1 protein-coding gene is annotated in these 953 nt (G+C 50.4%); it reads left to right on the top strand.

Annotated features, from left to right (window positions below; all coding sequences use genetic code 11):
* Positions 1-830 (top strand): transposase (locus tag WMO66_RS10515; RefSeq protein ID WP_349136441.1); only part of this gene is annotated, 830 nt, incomplete at its 5' end.
* Positions 831-953 lie beyond the last annotated feature (123 nt).

Here is a 953-nt window from a genome sequence, read left to right on the forward strand (position 1 = left end):
TGGACCTCAAGTCCTACACAGACACAGTATACCACAACGAGGAGCTAAAGTCACTCACAAGATACCGGTTTGACAAAGTTCGTGAACGAGCAAAGCTGAAGCAGTCCGTTTCCCGTCTGGTCACAATCTTGTTCCCAGAGCTTGAAAAGTTGGTCTCGTCACTGCATTCGGCCTCTGTTTACGCACTTCTCAGCGAATTTCCTGGCGCCAAACAGATTTCCAGCACGCACATGACGCATTTGAAAGCAGTTTTGAAAAACGCTTCTCAAGGCCGCTATGGCCAGGAGATGGCCGAGACCATTCGGAATGCGGCACGCTCCTCAGTCGGCTCTGTCATGCCCGCCAAGTCTCTTGAATTACAGCACACGATTCGCTTGATTCGTGAATTGGACGCCGAAATCGAAGATATTGAAACTGCCATTCAAGCCATCGTGGACGAAATGCAGTCTCCCATTACTACGATCCCAGGCATGGGTGTCCGTATGGGAGCGGTTATCCTGGCTGAAATAGGTGATTTCTCTCGCTTCGACTCGCCAGATAAAATCCTCGCATACGCAGGGATGTCACCTTCCACTTACCAGTCCGGGCAGCTTTCACTGTCTGGAGCCTACTCGCACATGGAAAAACGAGGTTCCCGTTACTTGCGCTACGCTCTTTACAATGCCACAAAACACGTCTGTCATTGGGACCCGACCTTTGCCGCTTACCTTGCCAAGAAACGGGCCGAGGGGAAGCACTACAACGTTGCGCTCTCTCATGCGGCAAAGAAATTGGTACGTCTGATTTTTGCAATGGAGAAATCTCAGCGGCCATACTGCGCCGCAGCATAACCCCGATTTTTCATAAGCTCAAGTAGGCGTCCAGAAGGACGTCAGCTTTGCTATACCCCTTTTGAACCGTCTAAATTTTTGCCGCTCCTCCGCATTTCGGGCTTGACTTTTAATAGTTAGTCT

Source organism: Faecousia intestinalis (assembly GCF_040096185.1).
Classification (GTDB): Bacteria; Bacillota; Clostridia; order Oscillospirales; family Oscillospiraceae; genus JAZOXB01.